Raw genomic sequence first — 16,875 nt, forward strand, 5'->3', positions numbered from 1 at the left:
ACTTGATTTTAACCGTCTAGACGACTTATATAAAAAAGAGAACCCAATGAAATCAACTTATTCGCTCGAACAACTGCTGCCTCATATACGACAACATTCAAACTTCTATAGCAAACAACTGGAACACTTACCACCGCAGGGAATTACACTAAAAGATCTCCCGCTCACCAATGCGGTGGACTATTGGGCCGACAGCAATGACTTGAATCATTGGCCGGTCCTGACCGGAAAGGTCGACGATGCGCTGGTGTTTAAAACCGGCGGATCGACCAGCCAAGGCAAACTGACGGTGTACACCCATAACGAATGGCAAGTACTGGTCAGTACGTTTGGAGAAAGTTTCTCTTCTCAGCTGAACGACGGCGACCGTGTCGCCAATCTGTTTTTTTCCGGTGATCTTTACGCCAGTTTTCTGTTCATCCACGACTCCCTGGCACATGTCAGGCGATCCATCTGCGAGTTTCCGTTTACCGGGCAAGTCGAACTGGACGTACTGGACGATGCGATTGATCAGCATCGGATCAACGTGCTGGTTGGCATCCCGGCGCAGCTGCTGCGATTCGCGGCCTACCTGAACCAGCATCGGCGAGTACTGTGCGGGATTGATACGTTGCTGTATGGCGGCGAAAGCCTGTTTGCCCCGCAGGTGGCAATCCTCACCGACGTGTTTCCTAACGTGCGCATTGCTTCCATTGGCTACGCCAGTGTAGACGCCGGCCTTATCGGAGCCAGCGGTCGCGACTGCGCCTTGGGCGAGCATCGGGTGTTTGAACCACAAACCTTGCTGGAGATCGTCGATGAACTCACCGGTGAAGTCATCGAAGAATGCGATCGCACCGGATTATTGGTGGTGACCAATCTGACTCGCCAGCTCATGCCACTGCTGCGTTATCCAGTGGGCGATCGCGCGTGCTGGCGCGAACCCGGCGCAACCCCTAGGCGTAAATTCGCCCTCAAGGGACGTAGCTCGCACAGCCAGCGAGTGCGGGTGGGCGTGCTGTCGCTGCTGATCGACGACATCCACGAGATCGTCCAGCGCATTGCCCACAACGACCAATGGCAATTGCTGATCGAACATGACGGATACAAAGACATTTTGAGTGTGAAGTGGGTTCCCTCGGCTCAATCCATGGCCACCGTACCGGTATGCCGGGCGCTGTACGAGGCGCTGGTTGAACACTATCCCGCCATCGAGGAACTGAGCCGCGAGGGTCTGTTGGAGTTGCGAGTGTTGTCCTGTGATGTCACAGCCCTGAAGCTTCACCCACGCTCCGGCAAACAACTGCGGGTCCTGGATTGGCGCGTGTATGACGCACCGTCGCCGGAGCCCGCATGATGCCGCATTTGATTTTTCGACCCTATCGGCCATCCGACGCACGTGCCGTGAGCCAGTTGTTTCGCGAGGTCTATGGCGATCATTACGTTCAGCCGGATGTTTACTTGCCGAACATGATCAATCAGCACAATGCCAAGGGGCGCTGGAAGTCGATGTTGGCGGTGGATGACGTACGCGTTCTGGGGCATGCCGCGTTGTGCCATGACACACCTGCGGACACTACCGAGCTGGCCCTCAGTGTGGTGCATGCCACCGCGCAGGGGCAGAGTATCGCGACCCGTCTGGGACGGGAGTTGCTGTCTCGGTCAGGTTCCATGGGGTTCAAGAGCGTCTCGATCAAACAAGTGACACACCATCCCTACACGCAACGCATGGCAGCAAACATCGGCTTCCACAGCACGGGTTTGCTTCCTGACTACGTCCCTTCGCCCTTCGCTGAGCCGCTGCCGGAAACCATCGTGATGGGTTGTTACGTCGCCGAAGGACATACGCGTCCACTCCCCGACATCCCATGGCCTGACAGCTGCCGGGGGTTTATGCAGCACTTGTGTTCCGTGTTCGGGACTCATCCGGACACGACGCCGTTGTCTTCTCTGCCCTTGCAACTCAAGCAACACCATAAAAGATTCGACATGGTCATTCAGCGTTTGACCAAACGTCTGCTTGACCAGATCGGTCAATTGCCCAGGCACTGGCTGATCTCGGCCAAACTTCAGATGTCACGGCACTTTGCCCAGGACTTTCGCAATTTGGCGGCCCTTGGCTTCACCTTTACCGGGCTGATGCCTACATCAAACACCAATGGGTGGTTCGCCCTGTTTCATCGAGGGGCGCAGTCTCGACACCTCAACCTGCACTGCCCTCACATGCAACGCTTGCATGACGATTTACAGCAAAACGCCAACACGCACAGTTGCGCCGAAGCGCTGAACAGAGACCGCTCAGCCGCGTGAGTCTTTTCGATAAAAGTCATTGCCCGGCTGCGCGCAAAGCTCCACCAGCCAGTCGACAAACACCCTCACCCGCCGGGACAACTGACGGTGTGGCGGGTAGAGCGCCGTCAGCGGCATCCCCGGTGTCGGCACCGTCCTGAGGACTTCACACAAACGGCCTTCGCTCAACTGACGGGCTACGTGGTAATACGGGGTCTGGACCAGACCATACCCCGCCTCACAAGCGGCCAGGTAACCATCGGCGCTGTTGACCGAAACCTGCTTGGGCAGATTAATGGCCTGCACCTGATCATTGACCTTGAACTCCAGCCCATAACGTTTGCCATTGCTGCTGGAGAAGTACTCCACCATCTGATGGCCTTCAAGGTCAGCCAGACACTGAGGCGTTCCGAATCGCTTCAAGTAGTCGGGGCTGGCACACGTGACCTGGTCCAGCATGGCCAACGGCCGCGCCACCAGTGAATCGTCCAGTGAGTCGCCGCCCCGCAGCACGCAATCGACGCCTTCGCGTATCAGGTCGACTGGCCGGTCATTCAAGCCGATTTCCAGCTCGATCAAGGGATACCGGGCAGTAAAGTGCGGTAATGCCGGGATCACCATCAAGCGTCCCACGCCCGCCGGCATGTCCACGCGCAACAGCCCCTTGGGGTTGTTGCGTGCAGCGCTGAACACCGCTTCGGTTTCCTCCAGGTCCGCCAGCAACCGTACGCAACGAGGGTAATAGGCCGCACCGTCGAGCGTCAGGCTGATCTGCCGCGTCGTGCGTTGCAGCAACTGCACACCGAGATGCGCCTCCAGCTGCTTGATCAGGATGGTCACTGAGGCCCGGGGCAATTGCAGGCTATCCGCCGCCTTGGCAAAGCCGCCCAGTTCGACGATTCGAGTGAATACGCGCATCGCGTTAAAACGGTCCATTGCTTTTGCTTACCGGCTGATTATTTAGAAATTACGAACAGTGATAGCAGTTTTAGCCGGTTTATCTCGTTTCTGTCGAGGTTAACAATAGGCTCCACATTCACAGGGAGATGATTTCATGCAAACACGACAACTGGGCAAAAACGGTCCACAAGTGAGCGCGATAGGTCTGGGCTGCATGGGCATGAGCGATTTCTACACGACTGGCGTGGACATCCGCGAAGCCACGGCCACTCTGCACCGCGCGCTGGAGTTGGGGATCAACCTGCTCGACACCGCCGACATGTACGGCCCGCACACCAATGAAGAACTGATCAGCAAGGCCATCGTCGGCAAACGTGACCAGGTGTTTCTGGCGAGCAAATTCGGGATCGTCCGCGACCCGGGCAATCCGGTTGCGCGGGGCGTCAACGGCCGACCGGATTACATTCACGCCTCTATCGACGGCACCCTCAAGCGCCTCGGTGTCGAGACCCTGGATTTGTACTACCAGCACCGCATCGATCCGCAGGTGGCCATCGAGGAAACCGTCGGCGCCATGGCCGACCTGGTGAAAGCCGGCAAGGTTCGGTACCTGGGTTTGAGCGAGGCCTCGGTCGCAACGCTTGAGCGGGCACACAAGGTTCATCCGATCAGTGCGCTGCAGAGCGAGTATTCGTTATGGAGCCGTGACCAGGAGGAAAACGGTTGTCTGGCTGCGTGTCAGCGCCTGGGGGTTGCCTTCGTCCCCTACAGCCCTTTGGGTCGTGGCTTTCTCACCGGAGCGCTGAAAAGCCCTGATGATTTCGCGGCAGACGACTACCGGCGCTTCAGCCCGCGCTTTCAAGGAGAGAATTTCGCCAAAAATCTGTTGCTGGTGCAGCAAGTGCAGGACCTCGCCGCAGAAAAAGGCGTGACCGCCGGCCAACTGGCGCTCGCATGGGTACTGGCTCAGGGCGATTACGTGATCCCGATTCCGGGAACCAAACAGCGTAAATACCTGGAAGAAAATGTGGCCGCGCTGGATGTGAAGCTCAGCGGCGAAGACTTGCAAGCGCTGGAAGCGATATTCCCGGCCAATGCCACAGCCGGTTTACGTTACCCGGAGGAAGTCATGGAGTTGCTTGACCGGTAACCGACACCTGGCCCATTCGACAAGTTGAGTGGGCCAGGACAATTGGGCGTCACGCCTTGGAGCTGACGCCTTTGTCGGTCGGCACCGTCGTGCCATTACCCTTGCCGTAAGTTTGTAAATTCTGCAGCACGTAGATCGCCGTTTTGTATTCCGGGATCAGGCCCACGGCGTACTTGTCACCCCTGATACTGTTGTTCTGAATGGTGTCCAGTTGGGTGGCGAAATACTCCAGTGCGTTGAATTTCGCATCCGGGTCTTTCTGTATCCCAAACCGGTCAAACTTGTCACCGGCATTCATTAGCGTCATCGACGTAATATCGGAAATCAGGCCTTTGCCTCTCAAGAAGGCACTGAGATTGCCCAGCTGTTTGGGGGTGACGTTTTCCGGGTCGAAGCCTTTGATGTTTCTGTGCAGTTTCTGCTCATCCATTTTCGCGGTGTTCAGCAAGGTTGGATTGGTACCGACCAATGCCAGCATCTGCTTGACCCTGGCGTTATGCGTCACAGGCTTGCCGCCCGCCGTGTCCTTGACCAGCAACCCTGCCTTGGCCGTCCAGGCCCCGGTATAGCCGATAGTCATGACCGAACTTCCGACTGCGCTACCTGATGCAGACGTCCGTGTGAGGCGACCATAAAAAGCTCCTTGTTTAATCTGGTTTAGAGCGGGCGAGTATCAGCCTGGCCACTAGCCACACCTACAATTATTTCCGACTTTTTACAATTCTCATACATTTACGATACAACCAGGCAAGTGCCCTTTTTCATTGATCCAGGCATTAACTTGGAAAGTGAAATAGCAACTAACCAAGTGGTACGTACGCTTTGGTTAGTTAGTTTGTATCCATCACTATACCGCGCACCGCCCGTCACCCCGCACCGTTCCTGCACGATGGTACCTAAAGCTCGGCTTTCGCGAGCCGATAGCCCTTGGAAACGTCGACTTCATACCGACGACCACAACAAGAACGCTGCACTAAGGACCGGTCCCATGCCCGCATTCCGTACCATTCAGGCTCGTTACACGCTGTTTCTGGTCCTGTTCATCCTGCTGTTGTCCGTGCTGACAGTGGTCGGCATCAGCCAATTGGTCGCACCGAAGCTGCGCCACACCGAAGAACAAGTGGCCCTCAACCGAATTGCCGAAGTCGCCGAGCAAATCCAGGGCGAACTGAACAAGGTTCAGGCGCAACAGCGAAGCATCACCCAGACCATTCCCCTGCTCGACAGCGCCGCCATCGACACCGTCCTGCCGGGCCTGGTCGACCAGTACGGCGAGCTGAAAGTGTTCGGCGGCGGAATCTGGCCGCTGCCCGGTCAGCGCGAAGCCGGGCGCAACAAGTTCAGCACGTTCTGGCACCGGGATGCCTCGGGCAAACTGGCGGTCAACACCTTTTGGAACAGCGATGCCGCGCCCAACTACTACGACCAGACCTGGTACAAAGGCGGCATGCAAACCCCGCGCGGCCAATGCGCGTGGGCGGCAGCCTATAAAGATGACGCCAGCGCCGAGCCACGCACCAACTGCGCCATGGCCATCCAGAAGAATGGCGCGGCCTACGGCGTGTCGACCATCGATGTGACCCTGGGCTTTTTCAATGACCTGGTGGCACGCAAGGAGAAAGACCTCGGCGCCGAAATGCTGATCGTCGAAGCCGACGGCAAGATCATCAGCAACAGCTCGCGCATCAGCGGGCCGATCGTACTGAAGAACATCAGTGAGCTGGCCGGCAACTCGCCGTTCGCTAGCCAGGTGAAGGCCGGCTTGCAAAACCGTGACCAGTCGCAGCGGGTCGAGTTCGACAACAACGGCGAAGCCGGCACCTTCTTCATGCGCCCGATCGAAGGCACACCCTGGTTCCTCGCCACCGCCCTGCCGACCAAGCTGATCACCGCCCAGCGCGACGACGTGCTCAGCACCCTGAGCCTGCTGCAAATCCCGATGGTGATCCTGCTGGTGTTGTTACAGATCTATGCGATTCGCCAACTGGTCCAGCGTATGAAAGCCCTGAAGGCCAACATCGACGCACTGTCGGCCGGTGACGCCGACTTGACCAAACGCATTACCATTCGCGCCGAAGACGAACTGGGCGCCATCGGCCACTCGGTCAACGCCTTCATCGCCTACTTGCAGAACATGATCGGCGAAGTCACCCAGGCCACCGGCGCCATGGCTTCCAGCCTGGATAACCTGCAACGCACCTCCGCCCACACCAGCCAGATTCTGGTGCGTCACGCCTCGGAAACCGATCAGACTGTCACCGCCATCACGGAGATGAGTTCGACCGCCGAAAGCGTCGCGCAAAACGCCGCCGAAACCGCGGCCTTCACCCAGCGCGCCAACGAAAACGCCGACCGTTCGCGGGTCGTGGTGGGGGAAGCGTCGAACAGCGTGATTGCGTTGATCGACGAAGTGGCCAGCGCCACCCATAAAGTCGAAAGCATGCAACAGGACGCTCAACGCATCACCGAGATTCTCGGGGTCATCGGCGCCATTGCCGGGCAAACCAACCTGTTGGCCCTCAACGCTGCCATCGAAGCCGCCCGCGCCGGCGAACAGGGCCGCGGTTTTGCCGTAGTCGCCGATGAAGTCCGCGCCCTCGCCGCCCGCACTCAGGCCAGTACGTCGCAAATCAATGAAATGCTGACGCGCCTGACTCAAGGCGTGAGTTCGTCGGTAACCGCCATGGAAAACACCCAGACCAGCTGCCAGTCGGCCGCTGATGCCACGGCACGGGTCAACACCGGTCTGGATGAAATGGCCGGCAACGTCAGCCACATCAACAGCCTCAGCACCCAGATCGCCACGGCCGCCGAGCAGCAAAGCGCGGTGACCGAAGAGATCAACCGCAGCATGGTGCAAATCCGCCACATGGTCGACGAACTGGTGAAAAGCGGCCAGGCCAGCGAGCTCAATACCCAACAACTGCTGGAAGCCAACAGTCGCGTGAGCGCGATCATGGGGCGGTTCAGAGTTCGTTAATTCTGCCCTACCCTGAGTGCCGTCCCCGGCACTCAGCGGCCAACCTGACAATCTTGTAATGTGCGCCTCATCTGACTGACAGCTTTGATCTACGATGATCAAGGCTGCCCAGTTTTGTATTACTTCGAAACACTCCTTGAATGCCTGGCCAAAAAAATGGTCAGAATGCATTTTTTTGGCCGCAATTCGAAAAGAGATTCCCCATGCGAACCCACCTGCGTCTGGTCGCCCTGAGCGCCCTGTTCATTTCCTCCCTGGCCCAGGCCGCCGACCTGATCCCGATTGAAGTCCACCGCGATGCCAATTGCGGTTGCTGCAAAAAATGGATCAGCCACCTGGAGGCCAACGGCTTCAAAGTCGACGATCACGTCGAAGCCAATATGAGCGAATTCAAGCAACAGCACGGCGTGCCTCCGCGTCTGGCGTCGTGCCATACTGGCTTGATCAACGGCAAATTCGTTGAAGGTCATGTCCCCGCCGATCAGGTGCTGGCCTTGAGCAAGCGCGACGATCTGTTGGGCGTTGCCGCCCCCGGCATGCCCATGGGTTCACCCGGCATGGAAATGGACGGCATGAGCGATGCGTATCAAGTGATCGGTGTGAAAAAAGACGGCACTGACGTGGTGGTGGCGGACTACCCTGCCCATTGATGTTCGGTGCGTACATCGGGCTGTTCGTCGCCGCATTCGGTGCGGCAACCTTACTGCCCTTGCAGTCCGAAGCGGTGTTGGTGGGGCTGTTGCTCAGCGGCAAGTACTGGCTCTGGTCGCTGCTAGCCGTGGCGACATTGGGCAATGTTCTGGGGTCACTGCTGAACTGGTGGCTGGGGCGCGGTATCGAGCGGTTTCGTGATCGGCGCTGGTTTCCGGTCAGCCCGTGCCATCTGGAAAAAGCCCGAGTCCATTATCAGCGTTACGGTCATTGGTCGTTGCTGCTGAGCTGGGTGCCCGTGATCGGTGATCCGCTGACCCTGGTGGCCGGCGTGATGCGCGAGCCGCTGGGGCGATTCCTGCTGATCGTGACCCTTGCCAAAGGCGCCCGTTATGGTGTGTTGGCCATGGCCACATCGGGCTGGATGGGTTGAACGATCATCCACGGCGATTGCCTGTGTTTAATGTCGCCCTAATCACGCCGATCCAGCATCGGCCGATTTCCAATGGAGTTCACCCATGTCCCTCACCCGCTCCCGCTGGCTGCCCGGCCTGCTGCTGACCGCTGCATTGCCTGTCATCGCCCACGCCGAAGGCCCGGAATATGGCCCGGAGCTGCAAGGTTTCGAGTACCCCTACACGGTCAAGCATTTCGCCTTTGAGTCCCAAGGCAAATCCCTGCAAATGGGTTATATGGACGTCGCCGCTCACGGCAAGGCCAATGGACGCAGCGTGGTGCTGATGCACGGCAAGAATTTCTGCGGCGCGACCTGGGAAACCTCGATCAAGGCCCTGAGCGAAGCCGGTTACCGGGTTATCGCCCCGGACCAGATCGGTTTCTGCACCTCCAGCAAACCGGACAACTATCAGTACACCTTCCAGCAACTGGCGGCCAACACGCAGCAACTGCTCAAGGCCCTCGGCATCCAGAAGGCCAGTTTGCTTGGGCATTCCACCGGCGGCATGCTCGCCACTCGTTATGCCTTGCAATATCCCGATCAGGTCGAGCAACTGGCGCTGGTCAATCCCATCGGACTGGAAGACTGGAAAGCCCTCGGCGTGCCCTATCGCACTGTTGATCAATGGTATGAGCGCGAGTTGAAGGTCACCGCACAAGGCATCCATGACTATCAACGCAGTACCTATTACGACGGCCGCTGGAAACCCGAGTTTGACCGCTGGGTGGACATGTATGCGGGCCTGAGCAAAGGCCCGGGTAAAACCCAGGTAGCGTGGAACTCGGCACTGATCTACGACATGATTTTCACCCAACCGGTGTACTACGAGTTCAAGGACCTGAAAGTTCCAACGCTGTTGCTGATCGGCACCGCCGATACCACGGCCATCAGCAAAGAAATTGCACCACCGGAGGTCAAGGCGAAAATCGGTCATTACGATGTACTCGGCAAACAAGTGGCGAAACTGATACCCCGGTCGACGCTGGTCGAATTCCCCGGCATGGGCCACGCGCCGCAAATGGAAGAACCGGCGCAGTTCCACCAGGCCCTGCTTGCCTGGCTGAACAAAACCAACCCCGTTCATTGATGAGATAAGGCTGATGGCAGTGCAGATTGCGGTGATTGATGACTGGAAGGACGTGGCCCGTGACGTGGTGGACTGGTCGGTGCTGGATCACATCGGCCAAGTGAGCTTCATCCATGACTACCCTGCCGACAACGAAACCCTGGCGGCACGGTTGGGCAAGTTCGAGGTGATCTGCGTGACGCGCGAGCGCACCCGGTTCGATGAGGACCTGCTGCGGCGCTTACCGAAACTCAAGCTGCTGGTCACCGGCAGCATGCGTAACGCCGCCCTGGACCTGAAAGCGGCCGCCGCGCTGGGTATCCAGGTCTGTGGCACCGACAGTTACAAGCACGCCGCGCCGGAACTGACCTGGGCGCTGATCATGGCGGCGACACGCAACCTGGTGGTCGAAGCCAACGCCCTGCGCGCCGGTTTATGGCAGCAAAGCCTGGGTGGCGACCTGCACGGCAAGACCCTGGCGATCCTGGGTCTGGGCAGCATTGGTACTCGCGTTGCCCAGTTCGGTCAGGTGTTCGGCATGCGGGTGATTGCCTGGAGCGAGAACCTGACTGCTGAACGTGCAGCCGAAGTTGGCGTGACCTACGTCAGTAAACAGGAACTGTTCGAACAGGCTGATGTGCTGTCGGTCCATCTGGTGCTCAGCGATCGTAGCCGTGGCTTGGTGGACGCCCAGGCGCTGGACTGGATGAAACCCTCGGCGCTGCTGGTCAACACGGCCCGTGGTCTGATTGTCGATGAGGCCGCGTTGATCAAGGCGTTGCAGAAACGGCGACTGGCAGGCGCTGCGCTGGACGTCTTCGAGCAGGAACCCTTGCCACCTCATCATCCGTTCAGAACCCTGGACAATGTGCTGGCCACGCCCCACGTCGGGTATGTCAGCCAGCAGAACTATCACCAGTTCTTTTCGCAGATGATTGAGGACATTCAGGCCTGGTCTGCGGGAGAACCGATTCGGTTGTTGGGCTAACCGCCCTCGGCCAGCCAATCGGCCACTTGCGGCGAATAATCCGGACGACCGCGAACGTAGGTATCGGCGCCGGTTTTATAGCCGGCGGCCGCCGAGTGATGGACCTGATCTTTCACGGCAGTGCTCCAGATCGACAACGAATGCTGTCGAGCATAGCGCCTCGATTTCAGCTTTCCTTGCACAGACCGCCAGAAAGAAATGAATAATTGTTCACCCTGTGGTGTTCATCTCTCACCGACCAGGAGAATTGCCCATGACTATCCGTTTCGCTGTTTTCACCGCCCCGCTGTTGCTCGCCGTCGCGTTCTCCAGCTCGCTTGCGTTGGCTAACGGCGACGGCGACGAAGAGCCTGCCAAACCCACTTGCCCCAAAGGCCAGGTCTGGGACAGCAAGCAGCAGAAATGCCTCAAGCAAACCAGCAGTCTGGTGCCGGACGCCGACCGCACCGATTACGCTTATCGCCTGGCCAAGGACGGTCGTTATGAGGAAGCGCTGGCCCTGCTCGACACCCTCAAACAGCCAAACACCGCCAAGGCCTTGAACTATCGCGGCTACGCTACGCGTAAACTGGGGCGCACCGACGAAGGCATCAGCTATTACCTGCAATCGGTCAAACTTGACCCGCACTACGCGCAAGTTCGCGAATACCTCGGCGAAGCGTATGTGGTCAAAGGTCGGCTGGACCTCGCTCAGAAACAGTTGCAGCAGATCAAATCCATCTGCGGCAACACCTGCGAGGAATACCAGGACCTGGCCGAAGCCATCAACGATTCATCGAAAACCTGACACACCGAGCAGACGGAGGTCGCCATCGCCAGCGATCAGGCAATACGGGCAGAACTGGGCAAGCACCTGGCGTGTTTATGGCGCTACGGCCTGCTGTTGTCCCGGCAACGGCATGTCGCCGAAGACCTGGTGCAGGCGACCTGCGTGCGGGCACTCGAGCGAGCCGGGCAGTTTGTCCCGGGCACCCGGATGGACCGCTGGTTGCTGAGTATTCTGCACTCGATCTGGCTCAACGAAGTTCGCTCCCGAAGAGTACGTCATGGACAAGGGCTGGTGGATGCCGACAACGCTTTGTCGTTCGACGGTGAATACGCGGCGCAAACCCATGTCCTCGCGGCTCAGGTGATCAGGCGTGTAGATGCCCTGCCCGAAGCCCAGCGCGAAACGGTGTTTCTCGCCTATGTCGAAGGTTTGTCCTACCGCGAAGTGGCCGAAGTGCTGGACGTGCCCATCGGCACCGTCATGAGTCGCCTGGCCTCTGCACGCGCGAAACTGGCCGAATACCCGCCATTGCACACCGTGCCGAACCCTTCCACTGGAGAACGTCGATGAACGATCACGCACGCCCGACGATACCCTCGGATGAGCAACTGGTGGCCTACCTCGACGACCAGCTCGACAGCGAACAGCGCACCCGCATCGACGCGGCCATCCTTGAAGACCCAACGCTCAACCTGCGCCTGCAATGGCTGGCCCGCAGCAGCCTGCCGTTCAAGGAGGCCTACGACGAGTTGGGCCGACAGGCGCCCGCGGACCGCTTGCAATCGATGCTCGACACCCTGCCTTCACCTGAACGCCCGACCATGAATCGACGCTGGTTTCTCGCAGCGGCCGCCGGGCTGGTGGTGAGTGGCGTGGTGGCGGACCGGTTGTTCCTCGGTTGGCAGTTAAGTCAGCAAACTAACAACTGGCGCGGGCTGGTGGCCGAGTACATGTCGCTTTACGTGCCGCAAACCCTGGACCACTTGCCCAGTGACGAAGCCGCTCAGCGGGCGCAACTGCGGACCATCGATGCACGTCTGGGCCTGAATCTTGTGCCGGCACAACTGGCCCTGCCACGCTCCGAGTTCAAGCGCGCGCAAATCCTCGAGTACGACGGCGTCGCCATTGCCCAAATCACCTATCTGGACCCGGCGCACGGCCCCATGGCGCTGTGCGTCACCCGCTCCAACAGCGGCAGCCGGCATTTCGCCCAGGAGCGCCGGCACGGGATGAACATTGTCTATTGGGCTGACATGCAACATGCCTGGATGTTGATCGGGCATAACCCGGTAGCGGATCTGGAGGACATGGCGAAATTGTTGAGAGGCCGGCTTAGCGCGTGATCTCATTTGTCACTATGCTGGGTGTCCCAATTCCAAGGAGGAACCTACCCATGCCGATTTCTTCACGCACTGCTTTGCTGGTCATCGACGTACAGAACGACTTCATCCCCGGCGGCCATCTACCGGTGCCGGAGGGCGACCGGATCGTCCCGCTGATCAACCGCCTCGGCGCCCGGTTCACTCAAGTCATCATCGCCCAGGACTGGCACCCGGCCGGACATGCGTCCTTCGCCTCCAGCCACCCGGGCCACGCACCTCACGACGTGATTCAACTGCCTTATGGCGAACAGACGCTCTGGCCGGACCATTGCGTGCGAGCCACGCCCGGTGCCGAGTTGCACAAGGATCTGGACCTGCCCCACGCGCAATTGATCATCCGCAAGGGCTGCAACCCGGACATCGACAGTTACTCGGCGTTTCTGGAGGCCGACCGAACGACCACCACAGGCTTGGCCGGGTACTTGAAAGAACGCGGTATCGACACGGTTTATCTGGTTGGGCTGGCACTCGATTTCTGCGTGATGTTTTCCGCACTGGATGCGCGGGCGGCAGGGTTTAACGCGTTTGTGGTGTTGGATGCGTGTCGGGCGATTGATCTGGACGGCTCACTGGCCGCGGCGATCGAGCGGATGCAGGTGGCTGGGGTTGGGTTGATTGAATCCACCGAAGTGCCAGGTTAACCCCCTGTAGCAGCTGTCGAGCAGCGCGAGGCTGCGTTCGGCTGCGAAGCAGTCGTAAAGTCAGGCACCCCGTTCTTCCAGGAAAACCGCATCCGTCGGGTTGGCGAGGACTTCGGTCGAGCGCGACCCCGGCTCGAACGCAGCCTCGCGGGCTCGGCAGCTGCTACAAAAAATGCGTCAGGTTGAGGTGGGCAGCCACAAACGGAACCGTGCGCCGCCCAATGGCGACGGTTCCACAGTCAGTGTTCCACCCTGGGCTTCCAGCGCCCGCCGACTGATTGCCAACCCCAGACCGAAGCCTCCCGTGGCCCGATCCCGACTGCGATCCAGCCGATAGAACGGTTCGAAAATCCGCTCACGCTCTTCATCCGGAATACCGATCCCGTCATCGTCCACCCAGATTTCAGCCCCCTTGGCACACACTCCTACACCAATCTGAATGCGTTTTTCGCAGTAGCGCATCGCATTGCGCAGCAGGTTCTGAATAGCGCGGGCAGTCAGCCTTGGGTCGAGGGCGAAGCGTTCAAGTTGTCCGTGCAGGAGCACATCGATAACGATGTCCGGGGATTCCAGTTCTTCGTCGACGCTGCCAAGGATGCTGTCGATAAACTCATCCAGCGACACCTCGACCCGCTCCGGCAGCCGCGCCGGGTTTTGCAGGCGGCTGTAGGACAACAGTTCCAGTACCAACTCATCGAGCTCGCGAATGTGCGCGACCAGACCTTGCAGACGCTCGCGGCTGGCGGCGGGCAAATCGTCGGATAACGCCAGCGCCAGGCCGAAATCCAGTCGTGTCAGGGGCGTGCGCAATTCGTGAGAGACCGCATTGAGCAGGTCGCGCTGCTGGTTGAGCAGGTTCTCGATATCGCCAGCCATGGTGTCGAAGACGTTGGCCAGGCTACCGATGTTGGAGCTTTTGGAAATCTGTGTGCGCTCGCTCAAGTGGCCCTTGCCGAAACGTTCAGCGGTACCTTTGAGGCGCTCCAGGTCGCGCCAGTGCGGGCGCAGCCACAGCAACAGGCAAGCGAGCATCGTCGCGCCGATCAGCACGTTGATGCTCCAGTACAACAGGCTGACGTCCATCGGGTCCGGCGGCACGACCATTTCCACCACGGTCCGCTCGTTCAGCGGCGCCACCGCCAGGGTGCGCCAGCCCCAGTCGCCAATGCGCACGACGTTCTCGCCACGCTGCAGACGCTTGCGCTCATCAGGGGTGAAATCGGCATCGTCGTTAACGGTCAAGACGATGTGCAGCGGCTTGAACTCCTTGTCCATCTCCGCGGCCAAGGCCGGCCATTGTTCCTCAGGCACCGCGTGAAACTGTTTGACGATGAGGGTTTGCAGCCCCCGCGAGTAATCGAGGTTGTAGGTGACAAACCGCTCCTGGAAGACCTTGATCACCACGTCAGGCACCAGATAGATCGCCGCGCTGTACGAAACGATGGTCACCAGGTACAGGCGAAACAGGATTCTGAACATCGACTCAGCATTCCCACTCGGAACGGCTGAACAGGTAACCCTTGCCCCACACGGTCTTGATCTTGCGCGCCTCGCCGGCGTGGTCGTCGAACTTGCGCCGCAGCTTGGAAATCGCCACGTCCACCGAGCGGTCGGTGCCATTGAACTCGATGCCGCGCAAGCGTTGCAGAATCTGGTCGCGACTGAGCACTTCGCCGGCATGCCGAGCGAGTACCACCAGCAGGTTGTATTCGCCGCTGGACAGTTCGACCAATTGCTCGCGCCAAGTCACGGTGCGCTCGGACAGGTCGATGCACAGATTGCCCATCAGAATGCGGTCGTTGGCCGTCTGCGGTTCAGTCAGGCTGCTGCGCCGCAACAACGTCCGCACCCGGGCCAGCAACACGCGCGGTTCGCAGGGTTTGGTGACGTAGTCGTCGGCGCCCATTTCCAGACCCAGCACCTGATCGTGACTGTCGTCGCGGGCGGTGAGCATCAGGATCGGCAACGTGGCCGAATCGGCGCGCAGCAAGCGGCAGACTTGCAGGCCATCGAGCCCCGGCAGCATCAGGTCGAGGATCACCAGGTCCGGCGGATTGACCCGCGCACGTTCGCGCACATGGTCACCACGGCTGATCACGCTGACGCTATAGCCGTTGCGTTCCAGGTAACTGGCAATCAATTCGGAGAGCGCGGTGTCGTCTTCGACCAGGAGGATGTTGGGCATGGGTGTTTCCAGAAGGTGCTGTAGCGCCTGATACACCGCTATCGCGAGCAAGCTCGCTCCCACAGGGGAATGCATTTCAAATGTGGGAGCGAGCTTGCTCGCGATAGCGGCATAACAGTCGCAGAAAAAATCAAGTCGCCAAGGATATACGCCCTCGCCCGTGCCTGAGTAAAACCCTTACACAATTTCACACAGCGCCTACAAAGCTTCACCGCTACCCTCGTCGTCTCCCCGTAGGATGCTGGGGGTCATTATTGGGGTATTACATGTCAAAGAATCTGCTTGCCAGGCTCAGCCTGATTGCACTGGCGATGACGCTGAGCGCTTGTGACAAGGCCTCGACGGCCGAAGAACAGGCGCCTCTGGCCACGGTTCGCATCGAAACCATCCAAGCCAGCCCCCTGTCGATCACCAGTGAACTGAGCGGGCGGATTGCCGCGCCACGCATTGCCGAAGTCCGCGCCCGGGTTGCCGGCGTGGTGTTGCAAAGGGCTTTCCGTGAAGGCAGTGATGTGAAAAAAGGCGAAGTGTTGTTCCGTATCGACCCGGCGCCGTTCAAGGCTGACCTGGACAGTGCCGAAGCGGCGCTGCGCAAGGCTGAAGCCAATGCCTTCCAGGCGAAACTACAAGAGCAGCGTTACGCGCAGTTGATCGAAGGCAATGCCATCAGCGGCCAGGATTATGACAACGCCCGGGCCAGTGCCCGGCAAACCGCTGCCGACGTCGCCGCGAACAAAGCCGCCGTGGAGCGGGCGAAACTCAACCTGGGTTACGCCACGGTCACGGCGCCGATCTCCGGGCGCATCGGCCGCGCGTTGGTGACCGAAGGCGCACTGGTCGGGCAGAACGAAACCACACCGCTGGCATTGATTCAGCAACTGAACCCGATCCACGCCGACCTTACCCAATCGACCCGCGAACTCAACGACCTGCGCCGGGCGTTCCGTTCCGGCCAGTTGCAGCAGGTCGGTCAGGACCAGGCCAAAGCCACGCTGATCCAGGACGACGGCAGCCTATATCCGTTGCCCGGCAAGTTGCTGTTCGCCGACATCACCGTCGACCCCGGCACCGGTCAGATCATTCTGCGCAGCGAGTTCCCCAACCCGGACCTCGACTTGCTGCCGGGCAGCTTCGTTCGCGTACGTCTGGAGCAAGCGGTCAATCAGCAAGGCATCAGCGTGCCGCAACGGGCCATCCAGCGTGACAGCGCCGGCATCGCCCAGGTGCTGTTGCTCGACGCCGAACAGCGGATCGGCCAGCAACCGGTCGAACTGGGCGCCGTGCAGAACGATCGCTGGATCGTCACCGCCGGGCTCAAGCCCGGTGATCGCATCGTCACCGAAGGCCTGCAACACGCCCGTCCCGGTGAAAAAGTGCAGATCGACGACACCCCTCTTCCACTTGCCCAGGCTTCTGGTCAGTAAGCAGGACGCTTCTT

The 16,875-nt window shown here is 59.5% G+C and carries 17 protein-coding genes and 1 pseudogene; 13 read left to right on the forward strand and 5 right to left on the reverse strand.

The genetic code is table 11. From position 1 onward, the window contains the following. Positions 1-46: 46 nt before the first annotated feature. Both FQ187_RS21415 and FQ187_RS21420 read left to right on the forward strand, forming a co-directional pair. Entirely contained in the window at positions 47-1,336 is a 1,290-nt protein-coding gene (locus FQ187_RS21415; RefSeq protein WP_149630994.1) for an AMP-binding protein, read from the forward strand. Then, complete coding sequence (locus tag FQ187_RS21420) at positions 1,336-2,289, forward strand: GNAT family N-acetyltransferase (RefSeq protein ID WP_149630995.1); 954 nt, start codon at positions 1,336-1,338, stop codon at positions 2,287-2,289. The genes FQ187_RS21415 and FQ187_RS21420 overlap by 1 nt, the downstream gene beginning before the upstream one ends. Here FQ187_RS21420 and FQ187_RS21425 read toward each other — a convergent pair. Further along, positions 2,278-3,204: a LysR family transcriptional regulator gene (locus FQ187_RS21425; protein WP_129444423.1), complete on the reverse strand. Its 927-nt coding sequence runs from the start codon at positions 3,202-3,204 to the stop codon at positions 2,278-2,280. The two genes, FQ187_RS21420 and FQ187_RS21425, sit on opposite strands and share 12 nt — an antisense overlap. A gap of 118 nt (positions 3,205-3,322) precedes the next feature. Here FQ187_RS21425 and FQ187_RS21430 point away from each other — a divergent pair, with 118 nt between their 5' ends. Next, a complete protein-coding gene (locus tag FQ187_RS21430) occupies positions 3,323-4,318 on the forward strand; it encodes an aldo/keto reductase (RefSeq protein WP_149630996.1) in 996 nt (331 codons plus the stop codon). A 49-nt stretch (positions 4,319-4,367) separates the two neighbouring features. Here FQ187_RS21430 and FQ187_RS21435 read toward each other — a convergent pair whose 3' ends face one another. Further along, positions 4,368-4,898 (reverse strand): hypothetical protein, encoded by a 531-nt coding sequence (locus FQ187_RS21435; protein WP_134420076.1) that lies wholly within the window; start codon positions 4,896-4,898, stop codon positions 4,368-4,370. Between the two features lie 408 nt (positions 4,899-5,306). Between FQ187_RS21435 and FQ187_RS21440 the strand changes: the two genes are divergently transcribed. From FQ187_RS21440 to FQ187_RS21460, 5 genes are all read left to right on the forward strand, one after another. After that, the gene (locus FQ187_RS21440; protein WP_149630997.1) at positions 5,307-7,298 is read left to right on the forward strand and encodes a methyl-accepting chemotaxis protein; all 1,992 of its coding nucleotides are present in this window, start codon (positions 5,307-5,309) and stop codon (positions 7,296-7,298) included. Positions 7,299-7,501: 203 nt separating this feature from the next. Beyond that, on the forward strand, positions 7,502-7,948 hold the full coding sequence (locus FQ187_RS21445; protein ID WP_149630998.1) for a DUF411 domain-containing protein: 447 nt from the start codon (positions 7,502-7,504) through the stop codon (positions 7,946-7,948). Beyond that, positions 7,948-8,382 (forward strand): YqaA family protein, encoded by a 435-nt coding sequence (locus FQ187_RS21450; RefSeq protein WP_149630999.1) that lies wholly within the window; start codon positions 7,948-7,950, stop codon positions 8,380-8,382. The genes FQ187_RS21445 and FQ187_RS21450 overlap by 1 nt, the downstream gene beginning before the upstream one ends. Positions 8,383-8,467: 85 nt before the next feature. After that, on the forward strand, positions 8,468-9,493 hold the full coding sequence (locus tag FQ187_RS21455) for an alpha/beta fold hydrolase (protein WP_149631000.1): 1,026 nt from the start codon (positions 8,468-8,470) through the stop codon (positions 9,491-9,493). 13 nt (positions 9,494-9,506) lie between these two features. Next, entirely contained in the window at positions 9,507-10,460 is a 954-nt protein-coding gene (locus FQ187_RS21460) for a D-2-hydroxyacid dehydrogenase family protein (protein ID WP_149631001.1), read from the forward strand. Between the two features lie 11 nt (positions 10,461-10,471). Here FQ187_RS21460 and FQ187_RS21465 read toward each other — a convergent pair. Further along, positions 10,472-10,576: pseudogene (locus FQ187_RS21465) on the reverse strand (SAM-dependent methyltransferase); the annotation flags it as partial. 137 nt (positions 10,577-10,713) lie between these two features. Here FQ187_RS21465 and FQ187_RS21470 point away from each other — a divergent pair. From FQ187_RS21470 to pncA, 4 genes are read left to right on the forward strand one after another with little or no spacing between them, the layout of a single operon-like run. Further along, entirely contained in the window at positions 10,714-11,247 is a 534-nt protein-coding gene (locus FQ187_RS21470; RefSeq protein WP_149631002.1) for a tetratricopeptide repeat protein, read from the forward strand. A gap of 54 nt (positions 11,248-11,301) precedes the next feature. Continuing rightward, a complete protein-coding gene (locus FQ187_RS21475; RefSeq protein WP_371925548.1) occupies positions 11,302-11,799 on the forward strand; it encodes an RNA polymerase sigma factor in 498 nt (165 codons plus the stop codon). Continuing rightward, a complete protein-coding gene (locus tag FQ187_RS21480) occupies positions 11,796-12,572 on the forward strand; it encodes an anti-sigma factor (RefSeq protein WP_149631004.1) in 777 nt (258 codons plus the stop codon). Before FQ187_RS21475 ends, FQ187_RS21480 begins: the two co-directional genes overlap by 4 nt. A 50-nt stretch (positions 12,573-12,622) precedes the next feature. Then, the gene (gene pncA / locus FQ187_RS21485; RefSeq protein ID WP_149631005.1) at positions 12,623-13,252 is read left to right on the forward strand and encodes a bifunctional nicotinamidase/pyrazinamidase; all 630 of its coding nucleotides are present in this window, start codon (positions 12,623-12,625) and stop codon (positions 13,250-13,252) included. A 177-nt stretch (positions 13,253-13,429) separates the two neighbouring features. On the opposite strand, the gene FQ187_RS21490 is transcribed toward pncA, so the two are convergent. Both FQ187_RS21490 and FQ187_RS21495 read right to left on the reverse strand, forming a co-directional pair. Beyond that, a complete protein-coding gene (locus FQ187_RS21490; RefSeq protein ID WP_149631006.1) occupies positions 13,430-14,731 on the reverse strand; it encodes an ATP-binding protein in 1,302 nt (433 codons plus the stop codon). 4 nt (positions 14,732-14,735) lie between these two features. Then, a complete protein-coding gene (locus FQ187_RS21495) occupies positions 14,736-15,437 on the reverse strand; it encodes a response regulator transcription factor (protein ID WP_008155184.1) in 702 nt (233 codons plus the stop codon). Between the two features lie 266 nt (positions 15,438-15,703). On the opposite strand from FQ187_RS21495, the gene FQ187_RS21500 reads away from it, so the two are divergent. Next, the gene (locus tag FQ187_RS21500) at positions 15,704-16,861 is read left to right on the forward strand and encodes an efflux RND transporter periplasmic adaptor subunit (RefSeq protein WP_149631007.1); all 1,158 of its coding nucleotides are present in this window, start codon (positions 15,704-15,706) and stop codon (positions 16,859-16,861) included. The last annotated feature ends 14 nt before the right edge of the window (positions 16,862-16,875 follow it).

The organism is Pseudomonas sp. ANT_J28 (assembly GCF_008370005.1).
GTDB classification, from domain to species: Bacteria; Pseudomonadota; Gammaproteobacteria; order Pseudomonadales; family Pseudomonadaceae; genus Aquipseudomonas; species Aquipseudomonas frigoris.